The sequence below is a fragment of the Streptomyces sp. NPDC047043 genome (genome assembly GCF_040644055.1).
In the GTDB taxonomy this organism is placed as follows: Bacteria; Actinomycetota; Actinomycetes; order Streptomycetales; family Streptomycetaceae; genus Streptomyces.
Window position 1 is genome coordinate 198,727 of sequence record NZ_JBEYVO010000006.1, and the last position, 12,832, is coordinate 211,558.

The following is a 12,832-nucleotide window of genomic DNA, read 5'->3' on the forward strand; positions in this document are numbered from 1 at the left end:
ACCCTCGTCTCATGCCGTACGTCAGGCCTTGCGCCGCCGGACCACCAGGTAACCGCCCCCGGCGAGCAACGCGGCCGCCACGCCGGACAGCACGCCCACGGGGGCGCCGTTGCCCGTCTCCGCGAGGTCGTCCGAACCGCTGCCGGCCTGCGGAGACGGCGAGGAGGACGCCTCCGGCTCCGCACCGGAGGCCGGCCTCGGGGACGCCGACGCCGGAACGGACGCGGACGCCGACGGCTCGGGCGTCGAATCGCAGGGGCATGCCCCGCCGCCGTCCTCCGAGTCCCCGCAGTCCGTCCAGAACACCTTCTGCTTGGCGGCGCCCTTCTCGCCGTCGAAGTTCCAGAACAGCTTGTAGTGCCCGTCGGGCAGCGACAGGTCCTCCGTGCGGCCGTGGCCCTTGGCGTCCAGCGTGATGGCGCCGGTCTTCACGGTCTCGCCCTTCGTGGCGGCCGTCGGAGCCCAGGCCTCGATGTGCCAGTCGACCTGCTGGACGGCGTCGAAACCGAAGGCGTCCAGGTAGAACGTGCAGACGTGGGGCTCGTTGCGCTTCAACTCCTCGCCGGTGGAGGCGTCGTGGATCTTGACGGTCCCGTTGTCACCAGGAGCGGTGGCGTGAGCGGCGACCGGAGCGGCGAGCAACGCCGCCGCAGCGACGGCGCACAGGGCGCCGGCGCGGGTGAGGGTACGCATGGGGCAGTCCATCTTCGAGTTACGGACGGGAAGATGTGGAGGGGGCGGCTCAGCATCCTGCCGTGATTGACGCAAGGTCAATCACGAACAGAGAACACTCAGGCTCTCCACAGATGTGGAGAACGCCGATACACGTCAGATGGTCACGAACACAGCCGTGACCAGCGCAATTCCCGACCCCGCCAGCACCCACGCCGGCCGCGTCCGCCCCAGCCCCCCGGCCACCACCACCGACGCCAGCAACAGCGCACCGCCCAACGGCACCCAGGAGTAAAGGACCCCCGCCGGACCACTGCGCACGACCTCACCACTGCCCGGCTTCACGACCACGCTGTACGTCTGCCCCTTGCGCACCGCCACCGACTTCTCGATGACCATCCGGTCACGCGCCTGCGAGCCCGCCGAAACCGGCGTGTACGGGCCCGTGCAGGTGTCCGCACCGCACCGCGTCACCTCGATCGTGCCGTGCTCCCGCCCCTTGGTGAGCATCACGTACTGAGCCGTCCCCCACGACGCCCACACACCGGCGATCAGAATCAGGACGGCGACCGTGCCCATCGCCGCGAACCGCCCGAAACGCAGCGCGACGACCGAGGACTGACGGGAAGAGGTGGCTGTGGCGGGCATGGCGGGGATCATTGGCCATGCCCGCACGGCCAGTCAACCGAGCTGGGGTACACGTCACACCCGGCCCGGGGACAAGTCAGGAGTTGTACGTGCTTTGCGCCCGCTCCAGCCCCTCGATCACCAGACACTCCACGGCATCCGCAGCCCGGTCCACGAAGTAGTCCAACTCCTTGCGCTCCGCAGACGAGAAGTCCTTCAACACGAAGTCCGCCACCTGCATACGACCCGGAGGGCGCCCGATCCCGAACCGCACCCGGTGATAGTCCGCACCCATGGCCTTCGACATCGACTTCAGCCCGTTGTGCCCGTTGTCCCCGCCACCGAGCTTCAACCGCAGCGTCCCGTAGTCGATGTCCAACTCGTCATGCACGGCAACCACGTTCGCGAGCGGCACCTTGTAGAAGTCCCGCAACGCGTTCACCGGACCACCCGACAGATTCATGTACGACATCGGCTTCGCCAGGATCACCCGCCGGTTCGCCGGCCCCGGCGGCCCGATCCGCCCCTCCACGACCTGCGCCTGCGCCTTGCCGGCCCGCTTGAACCTCCCCCCGATCCGCTCGGCCAGCAGATCGGCCACCATGAACCCGACGTTGTGCCGGTTGCCCGCGTACTCGGGCCCGGGGTTGCCGAGGCCGACGACCAGCCAGGGCGCGTTGGACGGGGTGGTCACGTTCATGTCTCCTTGATACGCGCCAGCCGCCGTCCCGTACGGGAACAGCGGCTGACGAACGGTCGAACGCGGTGGGCCGGGGATCAGGCCTCCGCGACCTCCTCGGCCTCGGTCTCCTCGCCCTCCGCGGCCTCCTCGGCCTGCGCGGCCAGGACCTGCAGCACGACCGCGTCCTCGTCGACGGCCAGCGTGGTGCCGTTCGGCAGCGTGATGTCCTTGGCGAGGATCGAGGCACCGGCCTCCAGGCCCTCGACCGACACCGTGACCGACTCGGGGATGTGCGTGGCCTCGGCCTCGACCGGCAGCGCGTTCAGCACGTGCTCCAGCAGGTTGCCACCCGGGGCCAGCTCGCCCTCGGCGTGCACCGGAACCTCGACCGTGACCTTCTCGCCGCGCTTGACCAGCTGCAGGTCGACGTGCTCCAGGAAGCCCTTGATCGCGTCACGCTGAACGGCCTTCGGGATCGCCAGCTCGTTGCTCTTGCCGTCGATGTCCAGGGAGATCAGGACGTTCGGCGTACGCAGCGCCAGCAGCAGGTCGTGGCCCGGAAGCGTCAGGTGCAGCGGGTCCGAGCCGTGGCCGTACAGCACACCGGGGACCTTGCTGTCACGACGGATACGACGGGCGGCACCCTTGCCGAACTCGGTACGGGTCTCGGCGGAGATCTTGACCTCGGACATGATCACTCCTCGTAGAAATAGGAACGGACGTGGTCACCCGGCCACGAACGGCCTGCTACGAAGAGCGCGTCGATAACGGATCGCCGTATCCCGGACCTTTCGGAACGAGTACGGCCTCCCTCGCCGAGCAACTGGAGCAGTCTACTCGGAGGGGGAGGCCGTACCCAAAAGGATCTTCGGGGCCCTGCCGAACCCTTACTGCTCGTCGAACAGGCTCGTCACCGAACCGTCCTCGAACACCTCACGCACCGCACTCGCGATCGTCGGGGCGATCGACAGCACCGTGATCTTGTCCAGGTCCCCGCCCAGCTCGCCCGGTGTCGGCAGCGTGTTGGTGAACACGAACTCGCTCACCCGCGAGTTCTTCAGACGGTCGGCAGCGGGACCGGACAGCACACCGTGCGTCGCCGTCACGATGACGTCCTCCGCACCGTGCGCGAACAGAGCGTCCGCGGCGGCACAGATGGTCCCGCCCGTGTCGATCATGTCGTCGACGAGGACGCACACCCGGCCCTTGACCTCACCCACGACCTCGTGGACGGTCACCTGGTTCGCCACGTCCTTGTCGCGCCGCTTGTGCACGATCGCCAGTGGCGCACCGAGACGGTCGCACCACCGGTCCGCCACCCGCACACGACCCGCGTCCGGCGAGACCACCGTCAGCTTGTCCCGGTCCACCTTCCGACCCACGTAGTCCGCGAGCAGCGGCAGAGCGAAGAGGTGGTCCACCGGACCGTCGAAGAAGCCCTGGATCTGGTCCGTGTGCAGATCCACGGTCAGGATCCGGTCCGCACCGGCCGTCTTCATCAGATCCGCGATCAGACGGGCCGAGATCGGCTCACGGCCACGGTGCTTCTTGTCCTGCCGGGCATAGCCGTAGAACGGCACGATCACCGTGATGGAGCGGGCCGACGCACGCTTCAGCGCGTCGATCATGATCAGCTGCTCCATGATCCACTGGTTGATCGGAGCGGTGTGGCTCTGGATCACAAAGCAGTCGGCACCACGCGCCGACTCCTGGTAACGAACGTAGATCTCGCCGTTCGCGAAGTCGAAGGCCTTCGTCGGGACGACCCCGACACCCAGCTGATGGGCGACCTCCTCGGCAAGCTCGGGGTGGGCGCGGCCGGAGAAGAACATCATCTTCTTCTCGCCGGTCGTCTTGATCCCGGTCACAGCTGTCTCCTCAGAGGTGTCTCAACTGGGTGTGCACTTATCACGGTACGCCGTGTTTGGCGCACCGGTTTCCGGTCAGTCCTCGCCCTCGACCTGCCGAGACGCCGCCTCGGCCGCCTTCGCAGCCGCGCTGCCCGGACGCTTGCGAGCCACCCAACCCTCGATATTCCGCTGCTGACCACGGGCCACGGCCAGCGAACCGGGCGGTACGTCCTTCGTGATCACGGACCCCGCGGCGGTGTACGAACCGTCCCCGACCGTGACGGGAGCCACAAACATATTGTCCGAACCCGTACGGCAATGCGACCCGACGGTGGTGTGGTGCTTCTCCTGCCCGTCGTAGTTCACGAACACGCTGGCCGCACCGATGTTGCTGTACTCACCGATCGTCGCGTCACCGACGTAGGACAGATGCGGGATCTTGGTCCCCTCACCGATCGCCGCGTTCTTGGTCTCCACGTACGTACCGACCTTGGACTTGAGCCCGAGCCGCGTACCGGGACGCAGATAGGCGTACGGCCCCACGCTCGCCTGCGGTCCCACGTGCGCACCGTTGGCCACCGTGTTGTCCACGCGGGCACCGGCCTCGACACGCGTGTCCGTCAGCCGGCTGTTGGGGCCCACCTCCGCGCCCTCGCCGACGTGCGTGGAGCCGTGCAGCTGGGTGCCCGGGTGGACCACGGCGTCCTGCTCGAAGGTGACGGTCACGTCGACCCAGGTCGTGGCTGGGTCGATGACGGTCACACCGGCGAGCATCGCCTCGGTCAGTAGCCGGTCGTTGAGGATCCGCCGGGCCTCGCTCAGCTGCACGCGGTTGTTGATCCCGGCGATCTCGCGGTGGTCGCCGGCGACGGAGGCGCCCACGCGGTGACCGGCCTCGCGCAGAATCCCCAGGACGTCGGTGAGGTACTCCTCGCCCTGGCTGTTGTCCGTACGGACCTTCTTGAGGGAGTCGGCGAGCAGCTGCCCGTCGAAGGCGAACACCCCGGAGTTGATCTCCCGGATCGCCCGCTGGGTCTCGCTCGCGTCCTTGTGCTCGACGATCTCGGTGACGGCACCGGTGTTCTCGTCCCGCACGATCCGGCCGTAACCGGTGGCGTCCGGGACCTCGGCGGTCAGCACGGTGACGGCGTTGCCGTCGGAGGTGTGGGTGGCGGCGAGCTGCCGCAGCGTCCGGCCGGTGAGAAGGGGAGTGTCGCCGCACACGACGACGACGGTTCCGTCGACGCCGCCGCCGAGTTCGTCCAGCGCGATGCGGACGGCGTGGCCCGTGCCGTTCTGCTCCGCCTGCACGGCGGTGCGGACGGTGGCGTCGATGTCGGCGAGATGCGCGCCGACCTTCTCCCGTGCGTGCCCGACCACGACGACGAGGTTCTCGGGGTCCAACTCACGGGCGGCGGCGAGCACATGGCCCACGAGGCTGCGCCCGCAGAGCTCGTGCAGGACCTTTGGTGTGGCCGACTTCATACGGGTGCCCTCACCCGCTGCGAGAACGACGACGGCTGCCGGGCGAATGGCGCTCACGGGGTTGCCCTTCGGCTGTGGAGTGGGTGGGGACATCCGCAGGATACCGGGGCGTTTCGTGGGGGACATGAGAGCGGGCCCTGACAGTGCTGTCACCGGTCAGGACCCGAACTTGCTTGAGCTCCCCCGCCAGGACTCGAACCCGGACAGATGGCACCAAAAGCCACAGTGCTGCCAATTACACCACGGGGGAACAAGCTCGGCTGAACCGGACATTTAGTCAGGCTGCCGAGCGGCGCCTCCTACTATGCCGTACCAGGCACCCTCCTTGCGACGATACAAGTCGGCGCCCTTCAGGACGTAGATGATCAGGCAACCGCGGTAGGCCTCCGGGGTGTTCCTCCTCCCGGCGTTGCAGCGTTGCCTCCCGGCCCTTGAGGATGCCGTCCGGGCGGAATCCGATCTTCCGGCATCGAACAGTGACTGATTCAGCAGTTCGAGGGATATCGGGCTGTTTCGTGCTCGGGCCGTCACGGAATGTGGTGTAGGCCAGTCCCGGAAACTCACCGGAAAACCCGTGCCCGGCGCCCGTAGGCTGGAGGCATGACCACGACGGGGGAAGACCACGCCGCGGCCCGGGGAGGGCCGTGGTGGTGGGCCAGGTGGCGCAGTGCGGCGTTGGACGTCGGCCTCGCGGTGGCGTCCGCGGTGGAGTGTGCGTTCGAGGGGATCCGGTTCGCGCGGGACGCGGGGATCCCGGTCGCCGCGGGGATCGTTTTCGGGGTGATCGCCGGGTCCGCGCTGGTCGTGCGGCGCCAGTGGCCCATTGCCGTGGTGCTCGTGTCCATCGCCATCACGCCGGCCCAGATGGGCTACCTGATGGGCATCGTCGGGCTGTACACGCTCGCCGCCTCGGAGCTGCCCCGCCGGATCATCGCCTCGCTCGCCGGGATGTCGCTGGTCGGCATGCTGATCGTGATGTTCGTGCGGGTACGGCAGGACATGGCGCACGGCGACTGGAAACTCGGCGACTGGTTCGTGCCGTTCGCCGCCATCACCACCGCGATCGGGATGACCGCGCCGCCTCTGCTGCTCGGTCTGTACGTGGGGGCTCGGCGGCGGCTGATGGAGAGTCTGCGGGAGCGGGCCGACAGTCTTGAGCGGGAGTTGCAGTTGCTCGCCGAGCGGGCGGAGGAGCGGGCCGAGTGGGCGCGGAACGAGGAGCGGACCCGGATTGCCCGGGAGATGCATGACGTCGTTGCGCATCGGGTGAGTCTGATGGTGGTGCATGCTGCTGCGCTGCAGGCCGTTGCTCGGAAGGATCCTGAGAAGGCCGTGAAGAATGCCGCCCTCGTGGGGGACATGGGGCGGCAGGCGTTGACCGAGTTGCGGGAGATGCTCGGGGTGCTCCGGAGTGGGGACGGCGCGGTGCGGCGGGCCGAGCAGTCCGTTCCCCTGGCGGCTGTGGGCGTGGCCGCGGCCGTGGCGGCTTCGAAGGTTGCCGACGAGGGGGACGGGCCCTGTCTCGAGGAGCTGGAGGAGCTTGTCGGGCAGTCGGCGGCCGCGGGGATGGTCGTGGATCTGTCCGTCGAGGGGGATGTGCGGCTGTATGCCGCCGAGATCGAGCAGACGGCGTATCGCGTGGTGCAGGAGGCGTTGACGAACGTCCACAAGCATGCGGCGGGGGCGAAGACGCATGTGCGGGTGGCGCACCGGGTGTCGGAGATAGCGATGCAGGTGGAGAACGAGTCGCCACCGGAGGTGTCCTCGGAGGCGTCGGCGCGGTTGCCGTCCGGGGGGAACGGGCTGGTGGGGATGAAGGAGCGGGTCACCGCGCTGGGCGGGGTGTTCGTGTCGGGGCCGACGGATGCGGGCGGTTTCCGGGTGTCTGCGGTGATTCCGGCGGCGTAGCGGCCCCGTGTGCGTTGCTCAGCCCGCGGTGAGGCGTACCGGTTCGATGCCTGCGACGAGGCCGGCGAGGGCCTGGTCGATGTCGGGGCCGAGGTACCAGTCGCCGGTGTGGTCGAGGGTGTAGACGCGGCCTTCGGCGTCGATGGCGAGGAGGGACCGGGTCTCGGTCTCGGTGCCCAGGGGGCTGAGTTCGGTGTCGAGGGCGCGGCCGAGGTCGCCGAGGGTGCGGGCGAGGTGGAGGCCGTGCAGGGGGTCGAGGTGGAGGGCGGCGGGGGCGACCTGGCGGCCGGTGCCGCCGGGTGTGATGTGCAGGCCGCCGAACTCGGCCCAGGCCTCGACGGCGGCGGGGAAGACGGCGTGCCGGTGGCCTGCGGGTGAGGCGTGTTCGCGCAGGGCGTCGGCCCAGATCTCGGCCTGCTTTATGTCCCAGCGTCCGGGTTGCCAGCCGGCGGCGCGCAGGGCGGCGTCGACGGGTACGGGGAAGCGCGTGGTAGAGGTGCGGTCGGGGTGCATCTGCCCTTCGATCGTCGAGGTCATGGGTCCGGCCGGGGCCGTCTTGCCGGTGGTGCTGGGTGTGGGGGTGTCAGTCCTCTGCCGCCGCGGGGTCGACGATGCGGACGCCGAAGTGGGCGCTGAGCGCGGTGCAGGCGCGGCAGGGGGCGGCGAAGCTGCCGTGGAGCGGGTCGCCGTCCTCGCGGATGCGGCGGGCGGTGAGCTTGGCCTGCTTGAGGGCCTTGCGGGCCTCGCCGTTGGTCATGGGCTTGCGGGCGGCGCGCTTGCTGCGGGCGGCGTCGGCCGTGGCTATGTGCCGGGAGATGAGGATGGTCTCGGCGCAGCGGCCGGTGAAGCGGTCGCGCTGGGCGCTGGTGAGGGTGTCGAGGAAGTCCTGGACCAGGGGGTGCAGGGCCGGCGGCTGGTCGCCGCGGGCGGCGGTGCCGGTGAGGGTGGCGCCGCGGACGGAGAGGGCGGCGGCGACGGTGGGGAGTATGCCGTCGCGGCGGTGGCGGAGGGCGGGCGCGGGCGAGGTCTCGGTGGCGCTCCAGCCGATGCGGGGGTCGCCGGAGGTCCCCGCGTGCGGTGCCGACTGTGGTCCCGTCTGCGTCACATTCATGATCGTCATCCCCTCCCGAGCATCCCCCGGACGTCACAGAGTGCCAAATGCCGTGGCTGGTGCGGAAGCTGGGGCGGTGCGACACGCCCGGGTTTGGGCGGGCTGTCACGGCAGGGTGACGGCTGGTCACGGAAGCGGAGGGGTGCTGACCGGTGCCCGGTGACCGGTGTCGTCGTACCGCATAGGCTGTCGGCACCGCGATCCATGCGGTTGACGCGTGGAGACAGTCAGACATACGGGGTGTGGTGGCCGGAGGTGGTCACTGGGGTCCGTACAGAGTGCCGCAGGGGGCAACCGCCATGACGACAGGTCGGCTCGGGCAGCAAGCCGCGCCGCCGAACGCGGCCTATGCCGGGCAGGTCGTGCATTTCCCGGATCCGGTGCGGGCCGGGCGTCACCCGAGAGGGGTACGCATCGACGAGCGGGGTTACCCCGACTTCTCGGCGTACGCGCGTGCCGCTGCGGAGATCGCGGAGCCGCCGGAGGGTTTCGGTGTCGACGAGCTCAGGCTGACGGACTACGTGTCGGCGAATGCGGCGCTGTCGGCGTCCGGGCACGAGTTGTGGGACACGGTGCCTGCGGTGGCGACGCCGCACGGCTGGACGTGGCATCACGTGGTGGGTTCGCGACGCCTTGAGCTGGTGCCGGTCGAGGTGAAGGCCCTGCTGCGGCATCACGGCGGGATAGCGACCGCGGCCGTCGACCAGAACAAGCGGGGTACACGGCCGCTTCAGGAGACGCGTCCTGCGCACTTCGGGCTGCCGAAGTCGGGTGTGGCGGTGACGGAGGCGCAGGTGCAGGGGGTCGAGGAGGACCTCGGGTACCGGTTGCCGGGTGCGTACCGTTCGTTCCTGAAGGCGGCGGGCGGGTGTGCGCCGGTGGGTGCGGCGCTGGACGCCGAGTTGGGGCTGCTGATCGACCAGCCGTTCTTCACGGTGCGGGACGAGGCGGCCGTCAATGACCTGGTGTACGTCAACAAGTGCCTGCGCGACCATCTGACCAAGGATTACTTGGGTGTTGGGTTCGTGCAGGGCGGTCTGCTCGCCGTGAAGGTCAAGGGTGAGCGGATCGGTTCGGTGTGGTTCTGCGCGTACGACGATGCGCGGGACGTGGATCCCTCGTGGGCGCCGGCGGACCGGGTGGAGCGGTTGTTGCTGCCGTGCGGTGAGGACTTCGACACGTTTCTGTCCCGACTGGCGGGCAATCCGCCGGAGTTGGAGACGGTGGCGAATCTGATGGTGGACGGCGGGTTCGCGCGTTCTGTTCCCGTGTCGTCCGAGGGGGAGTGAGCGTTCGATGGTGACCTTCGCGCAGGCGCAGGAGCGCGCCGAGGAGTGGATCAACGGGGACGTGCCGTCGTACCAGCACCGTGAGGTGCGGGTGCGGGAGTTCGAGCTCGGGTTCGTGGTGTGGGCCGAGGACCGCGCGGACGGGCCGCGTTCGGACGGGGGCACGCAGCGGCTGGTGATCGCCCGGGACAGTGGCGAGGCGACGCTGTGGCCCTCGCTGCCGGTGGGTGAGGTCATTCGCCGGTACGAGGAGGAGTACGGCCGTCCCGACGAGGCGGAGGAGCCTGCGCCGGCGGCCCCCGCGGCGCGGGTGGATCTGAACCAGACGTCGTTCCTGCTGAGTCCGCCGGAGTGGTTGCAGGAGGCGGCGGACAAGCTGGGCATCCCGGACCGCAGGGGCGGCTCGGGGGCGTCGGCGCCGGCGCCTGCGGCGGCTTCGGCCGACGGTGCCTCCGCGAACGGGGGGCTTCCCGAGACGCAGGCCGGGGCGCCCGAGGGCGGTGCGGGGTGGCCGAAGGCCGGGGCGCCGGCGGGTTCGCCCGGTGTTCCCGGTACGCCCGCCGGGGCGACTCCCTGGGCCGGGACCGACACCAACGCCGATGCGGGCGGTGAGGACCGTTCCGTACCGCTGCCGGCGACGGTGTTCGCACCGCCGCTGAGCGAGCCCGACGAGGACACACCGCCGGACGCCAAGACGGCACTGATGTCGGGCGGCAGCCAGCTTCCACGGACTACGGTCGCACCGGCGCTCAACAATCAGGGGACGCCGGGCGCGCCTGCGCCGGGTACCACGCCTCCGCTTCCGCCGTCGTCGTACGGCTATCCGCAGGGTGCGGGCGGTGCCGCCGCCGCGCCGGGCACGCCTCCGCCGGGTGCCACCCCTCCGCCTCCGCCGGGTGCCTCGACGTACGGCTATCCGCAGGGCCCGGGCGCTCCCGCCGCGCCGGGTACGCCTCCGCCGGGTGCTCCCGTGCCGGGTGCCACCCCTGCGCCTGCGCCGGGTGCTTCCACGTACGGCTATCCGCAGGGCCCGGGCGCTCCCGCCGCGCCGGGTACGCCTCCGCCGGGTGCTCCCGTGCCGGGTGCCACGCCTGCGCCTGCGCCGGGTGCCTCGACGTATGGCTATCCGCAGGGCCCGGATGGAGCCGCCGCGCCGGGTTCGCCTCCGCCGGGTGCCACGCCTGCGCCTGCGCCGGGTGCTTCCACGTATGGCTATCCGCAGGGCCCGGATGCAGCCGCCGCGCCCGGCGGTACGCCTTCGCCCCGGTCCTCCTACGGCTACCCGCAGGCGCCCGGCGGTGCGCCTCAGCCGCCCGCGGGGCCGGGGCGGCCGCTCGCGCCGAATGCCGGGGACATCGCGGACGCCGCGACCAGCAAGGCCGGGCCTCCGCCGCGTCGGGGTTCGACCACGCCGCCTCCGCCGAGCGCGCCGGGGGCTCCCGGTGCACGGCCGGGGAGCGAGCCGCCGCCTCCCGCCGGGCCCGGTGCGGGCGGGTACGTCCCGACGCAGCTCGTGTCGGCGCTCGGTCCCGACGGGCCCGAGGGCCCTGCCGGCCCGGGGGCTCCGCAGCCTCCCGGCCCGCAGCAGCCGCCGGGCGCCCCGAACCCGCCCGGTGCTCCGAACACCCCCGGCGGTGCGCCTCCCGGCGGTGTCCATCACGCCGCCACGATGCTCGCCGACCCGGGCCGGATGGGCCCGGGCGCGCCGCAGCCGCCGGGTGCCCCTGGTGTGCCCGGCGCTCCCGGTACGCCTCCGCCGCCGCAGGCTCCCGGCGTTCCGGGTGCCCCGAACCAGCCTGGTGCGCCGCAGCCTCCGGGTATGCCCGGTGCGTCCCAGCCGCCGGGTGCCCCCGGCGCTCCTGGTGCACCAGGCGCTCCCGGTGGTGCGCGAGGTGCCGTTCACCACGCCGAGACCGTGCTGGCCGCGCCTCCGGTCGGCGCTCCCGGTGCGCCCCCGCCGCCGCAGGCCCCCGGTGTTCCGGGTGGCCCGGGTATGGCGCCGGGCGGTGCACCTCAGCCGCCCATGCCGCCCGGTGCCGTATCGCCGCCCGCCTACGGCTACCCCCAGCAGCAGGGGCAGCCGACCGTCGGCCCCGGCTACCAGGCCGTTCTTCGCTATCGCGCGCAGGACGGGTCCGAGCAGCAGTTGATCCGGCGGTCCGCGCCCGGCACCCCGCACCCGGAGTGGCAGATCTTCCACGAGCTGCGCGGTATGAACGTGCCGCCGGACCAGGTGCTGGAGCTGCACACCGAGTTGGAGTCGTGCGAGCTGCCGGGTGCGTACTGTGCGCGGATGATCCGCGAGCAGTGGCCGCAGGCGCGGATCACGAGCATCGCGCCGTACGGCACGGATCACGCGAGCCGGCAGCAGGGCATGCAGCAACTGATCGCGCACCAGGGCGAGTTGCACCAGGTGGCGGACGGGCCGGCCCGACCGGCGCCGGTGCGCGCGCCGTTGCCGCCGGTGCAGGCCGCGCCGCCGATTCCGCCGGAGGGTGTGGCGCAGGAGCTCGCCGGGGCGTTCGGGCCGGGGCTCTTCCGGTTCGAGCAGCAGGCGGTGTCCCGGCAGGGCGTGCCGCCGGTGGTGGCGCACTCGCTGGTGGTGGCGGGCCTGCCGATGGACATGGGCCCGTTCTTCTGGGCGCAGGCCCAGCCGGGACGGCCGGTGCCGACGCTCGCCGAACTGGCGCAGGAGCGCGGGGTGCAGCCGGCCGCGGACGCGGGCTCGTACCTCGTCATGGGCAGCGACTTCGGCCGGGCGATCTGTGTCCAGTACGGCACCGCGAACATCGTGGCCGTACCGGTGGAGGCCGGCCCCGGTGGTGCGCCCGTGCCGCCGCAGTTCGTGAACACGGGTCTGCCGGAGCTCCAGCGTTGCCTCGCCCTGCTCGGGCGTATGTGGCGGCTCAGGTTCGGGCTGAACCAGGAGCAGGCGGGCCGCTGGACCGTCGACTTCCAGGCCCAACTGGCCTCGCTCGACCCGGCGGCGCTCGGCTCGCCGGAGAGCTGGTGGTCGGTGCTGCTGGAGCAGATGTGGGACGGGCTGCTGTAACGCGAGCCTGAGTGCCGAAGGGGCCGGGCCCGGTCGCTGTGACCGGGCCCGGCCCCTTCGTGTGCGCATCACGTACGGGTCATGTGCGGATCATGACCGTGCCCTGCGCGCGGAGTGTCGCGTTATGAACACTTACGTCCGATATATCAAGATATG

At 70.9% G+C, this 12,832-nt stretch carries 11 protein-coding genes and 1 tRNA gene; 3 read left to right on the plus strand and 9 right to left on the minus strand.

Features of this window, described 5'->3' with window-relative positions; all coding sequences use genetic code 11:
• Window positions 1-21: 21 nt before the first annotated feature.
• The 7 genes from ABZ880_RS11705 to ABZ880_RS11735 form a co-directional block, all read right to left on the minus strand.
• Window positions 22-693 carry an LPXTG cell wall anchor domain-containing protein gene (locus ABZ880_RS11705; RefSeq protein WP_361260305.1) on the minus strand — a complete coding sequence of 224 codons (672 nt, stop codon included), beginning with the start codon at window positions 691-693 and terminating at the stop codon, window positions 22-24.
• A gap of 135 nt (window positions 694-828) precedes the next feature.
• The gene (locus ABZ880_RS11710; protein ID WP_361260307.1) at window positions 829-1,320 is read right to left on the minus strand and encodes a hypothetical protein; all 492 of its coding nucleotides are present in this window, start codon (window positions 1,318-1,320) and stop codon (window positions 829-831) included.
• Window positions 1,321-1,396: 76 nt separating this feature from the next.
• Window positions 1,397-1,999, minus strand: a complete 603-nt coding sequence (gene pth, locus ABZ880_RS11715; protein ID WP_361260309.1) for an aminoacyl-tRNA hydrolase — start codon at window positions 1,997-1,999, stop codon at window positions 1,397-1,399.
• Between the two features lie 77 nt (window positions 2,000-2,076).
• The gene (locus tag ABZ880_RS11720; protein ID WP_361260311.1) at window positions 2,077-2,673 is read right to left on the minus strand and encodes a 50S ribosomal protein L25/general stress protein Ctc; all 597 of its coding nucleotides are present in this window, start codon (window positions 2,671-2,673) and stop codon (window positions 2,077-2,079) included.
• Window positions 2,674-2,868: 195 nt separating this feature from the next.
• Window positions 2,869-3,849, minus strand: coding sequence for a ribose-phosphate diphosphokinase (locus ABZ880_RS11725; RefSeq protein ID WP_361260313.1), 981 nt, complete (start codon window positions 3,847-3,849; stop codon window positions 2,869-2,871).
• Window positions 3,850-3,924: 75 nt separating this feature from the next.
• Window positions 3,925-5,373: a bifunctional UDP-N-acetylglucosamine diphosphorylase/glucosamine-1-phosphate N-acetyltransferase GlmU gene (gene glmU / locus ABZ880_RS11730; protein WP_361260315.1), complete on the minus strand. Its 1,449-nt coding sequence runs from the start codon at window positions 5,371-5,373 to the stop codon at window positions 3,925-3,927.
• A gap of 121 nt (window positions 5,374-5,494) precedes the next feature.
• Window positions 5,495-5,566, minus strand: a tRNA-Gln gene (locus tag ABZ880_RS11735).
• 350 nt (window positions 5,567-5,916) lie between these two features.
• Here ABZ880_RS11735 and ABZ880_RS11740 point away from each other — a divergent pair.
• The gene (locus ABZ880_RS11740; protein ID WP_361260317.1) at window positions 5,917-7,224 is read left to right on the plus strand and encodes a histidine kinase; all 1,308 of its coding nucleotides are present in this window, start codon (window positions 5,917-5,919) and stop codon (window positions 7,222-7,224) included.
• Window positions 7,225-7,242: 18 nt separating this feature from the next.
• Here ABZ880_RS11740 and ABZ880_RS11745 read toward each other — a convergent pair whose 3' ends face one another.
• Both ABZ880_RS11745 and ABZ880_RS11750 read right to left on the minus strand, forming a co-directional pair.
• Window positions 7,243-7,737 (minus strand): SUKH-3 domain-containing protein, encoded by a 495-nt coding sequence (locus ABZ880_RS11745; protein ID WP_361260537.1) that lies wholly within the window; start codon window positions 7,735-7,737, stop codon window positions 7,243-7,245.
• A gap of 70 nt (window positions 7,738-7,807) precedes the next feature.
• A complete protein-coding gene (locus tag ABZ880_RS11750) occupies window positions 7,808-8,344 on the minus strand; it encodes a YwqJ-related putative deaminase (protein WP_361260319.1) in 537 nt (178 codons plus the stop codon).
• A gap of 290 nt (window positions 8,345-8,634) precedes the next feature.
• Between ABZ880_RS11750 and ABZ880_RS11755 the strand changes: the two genes are divergently transcribed.
• Entirely contained in the window at window positions 8,635-9,624 is a 990-nt protein-coding gene (locus ABZ880_RS11755) for an SMI1/KNR4 family protein (RefSeq protein ID WP_361260321.1), read from the plus strand.
• A 7-nt stretch (window positions 9,625-9,631) separates the two neighbouring features.
• The gene (locus tag ABZ880_RS11760) at window positions 9,632-12,676 is read left to right on the plus strand and encodes an SUKH-4 family immunity protein (protein ID WP_361260323.1); all 3,045 of its coding nucleotides are present in this window, start codon (window positions 9,632-9,634) and stop codon (window positions 12,674-12,676) included.
• The last annotated feature ends 156 nt before the right edge of the window (window positions 12,677-12,832 follow it).

Bases quoted from the DNA above. Each gene is read 5' to 3' on its own strand.
- ABZ880_RS11705 (WP_361260305.1), bottom strand. From the start codon at position 693: ATGCGTACCCTCACCCGCGCCGGCGCCCTGTGCGCCGTCGCTGCGGCG.
- ABZ880_RS11710 (WP_361260307.1), bottom strand. From the start codon at position 1,320: ATGCCCGCCACAGCCACCTCTTCCCGTCAGTCCTCGGTCGTCGCGCTG.
- pth (WP_361260309.1), bottom strand. From the start codon at position 1,999: ATGAACGTGACCACCCCGTCCAACGCGCCCTGGCTGGTCGTCGGCCTC.
- ABZ880_RS11720 (WP_361260311.1), bottom strand. From the start codon at position 2,673: ATGTCCGAGGTCAAGATCTCCGCCGAGACCCGTACCGAGTTCGGCAAG.
- ABZ880_RS11740 (WP_361260317.1), top strand. From the start codon at position 5,917: ATGACCACGACGGGGGAAGACCACGCCGCGGCCCGGGGAGGGCCGTGG.
- ABZ880_RS11745 (WP_361260537.1), bottom strand. From the start codon at position 7,737: ATGCACCCCGACCGCACCTCTACCACGCGCTTCCCCGTACCCGTCGAC.
- ABZ880_RS11750 (WP_361260319.1), bottom strand. From the start codon at position 8,344: ATGACGATCATGAATGTGACGCAGACGGGACCACAGTCGGCACCGCAC.
- ABZ880_RS11755 (WP_361260321.1), top strand. From the start codon at position 8,635: ATGACGACAGGTCGGCTCGGGCAGCAAGCCGCGCCGCCGAACGCGGCC.
- ABZ880_RS11760 (WP_361260323.1), top strand. From the start codon at position 9,632: ATGGTGACCTTCGCGCAGGCGCAGGAGCGCGCCGAGGAGTGGATCAAC.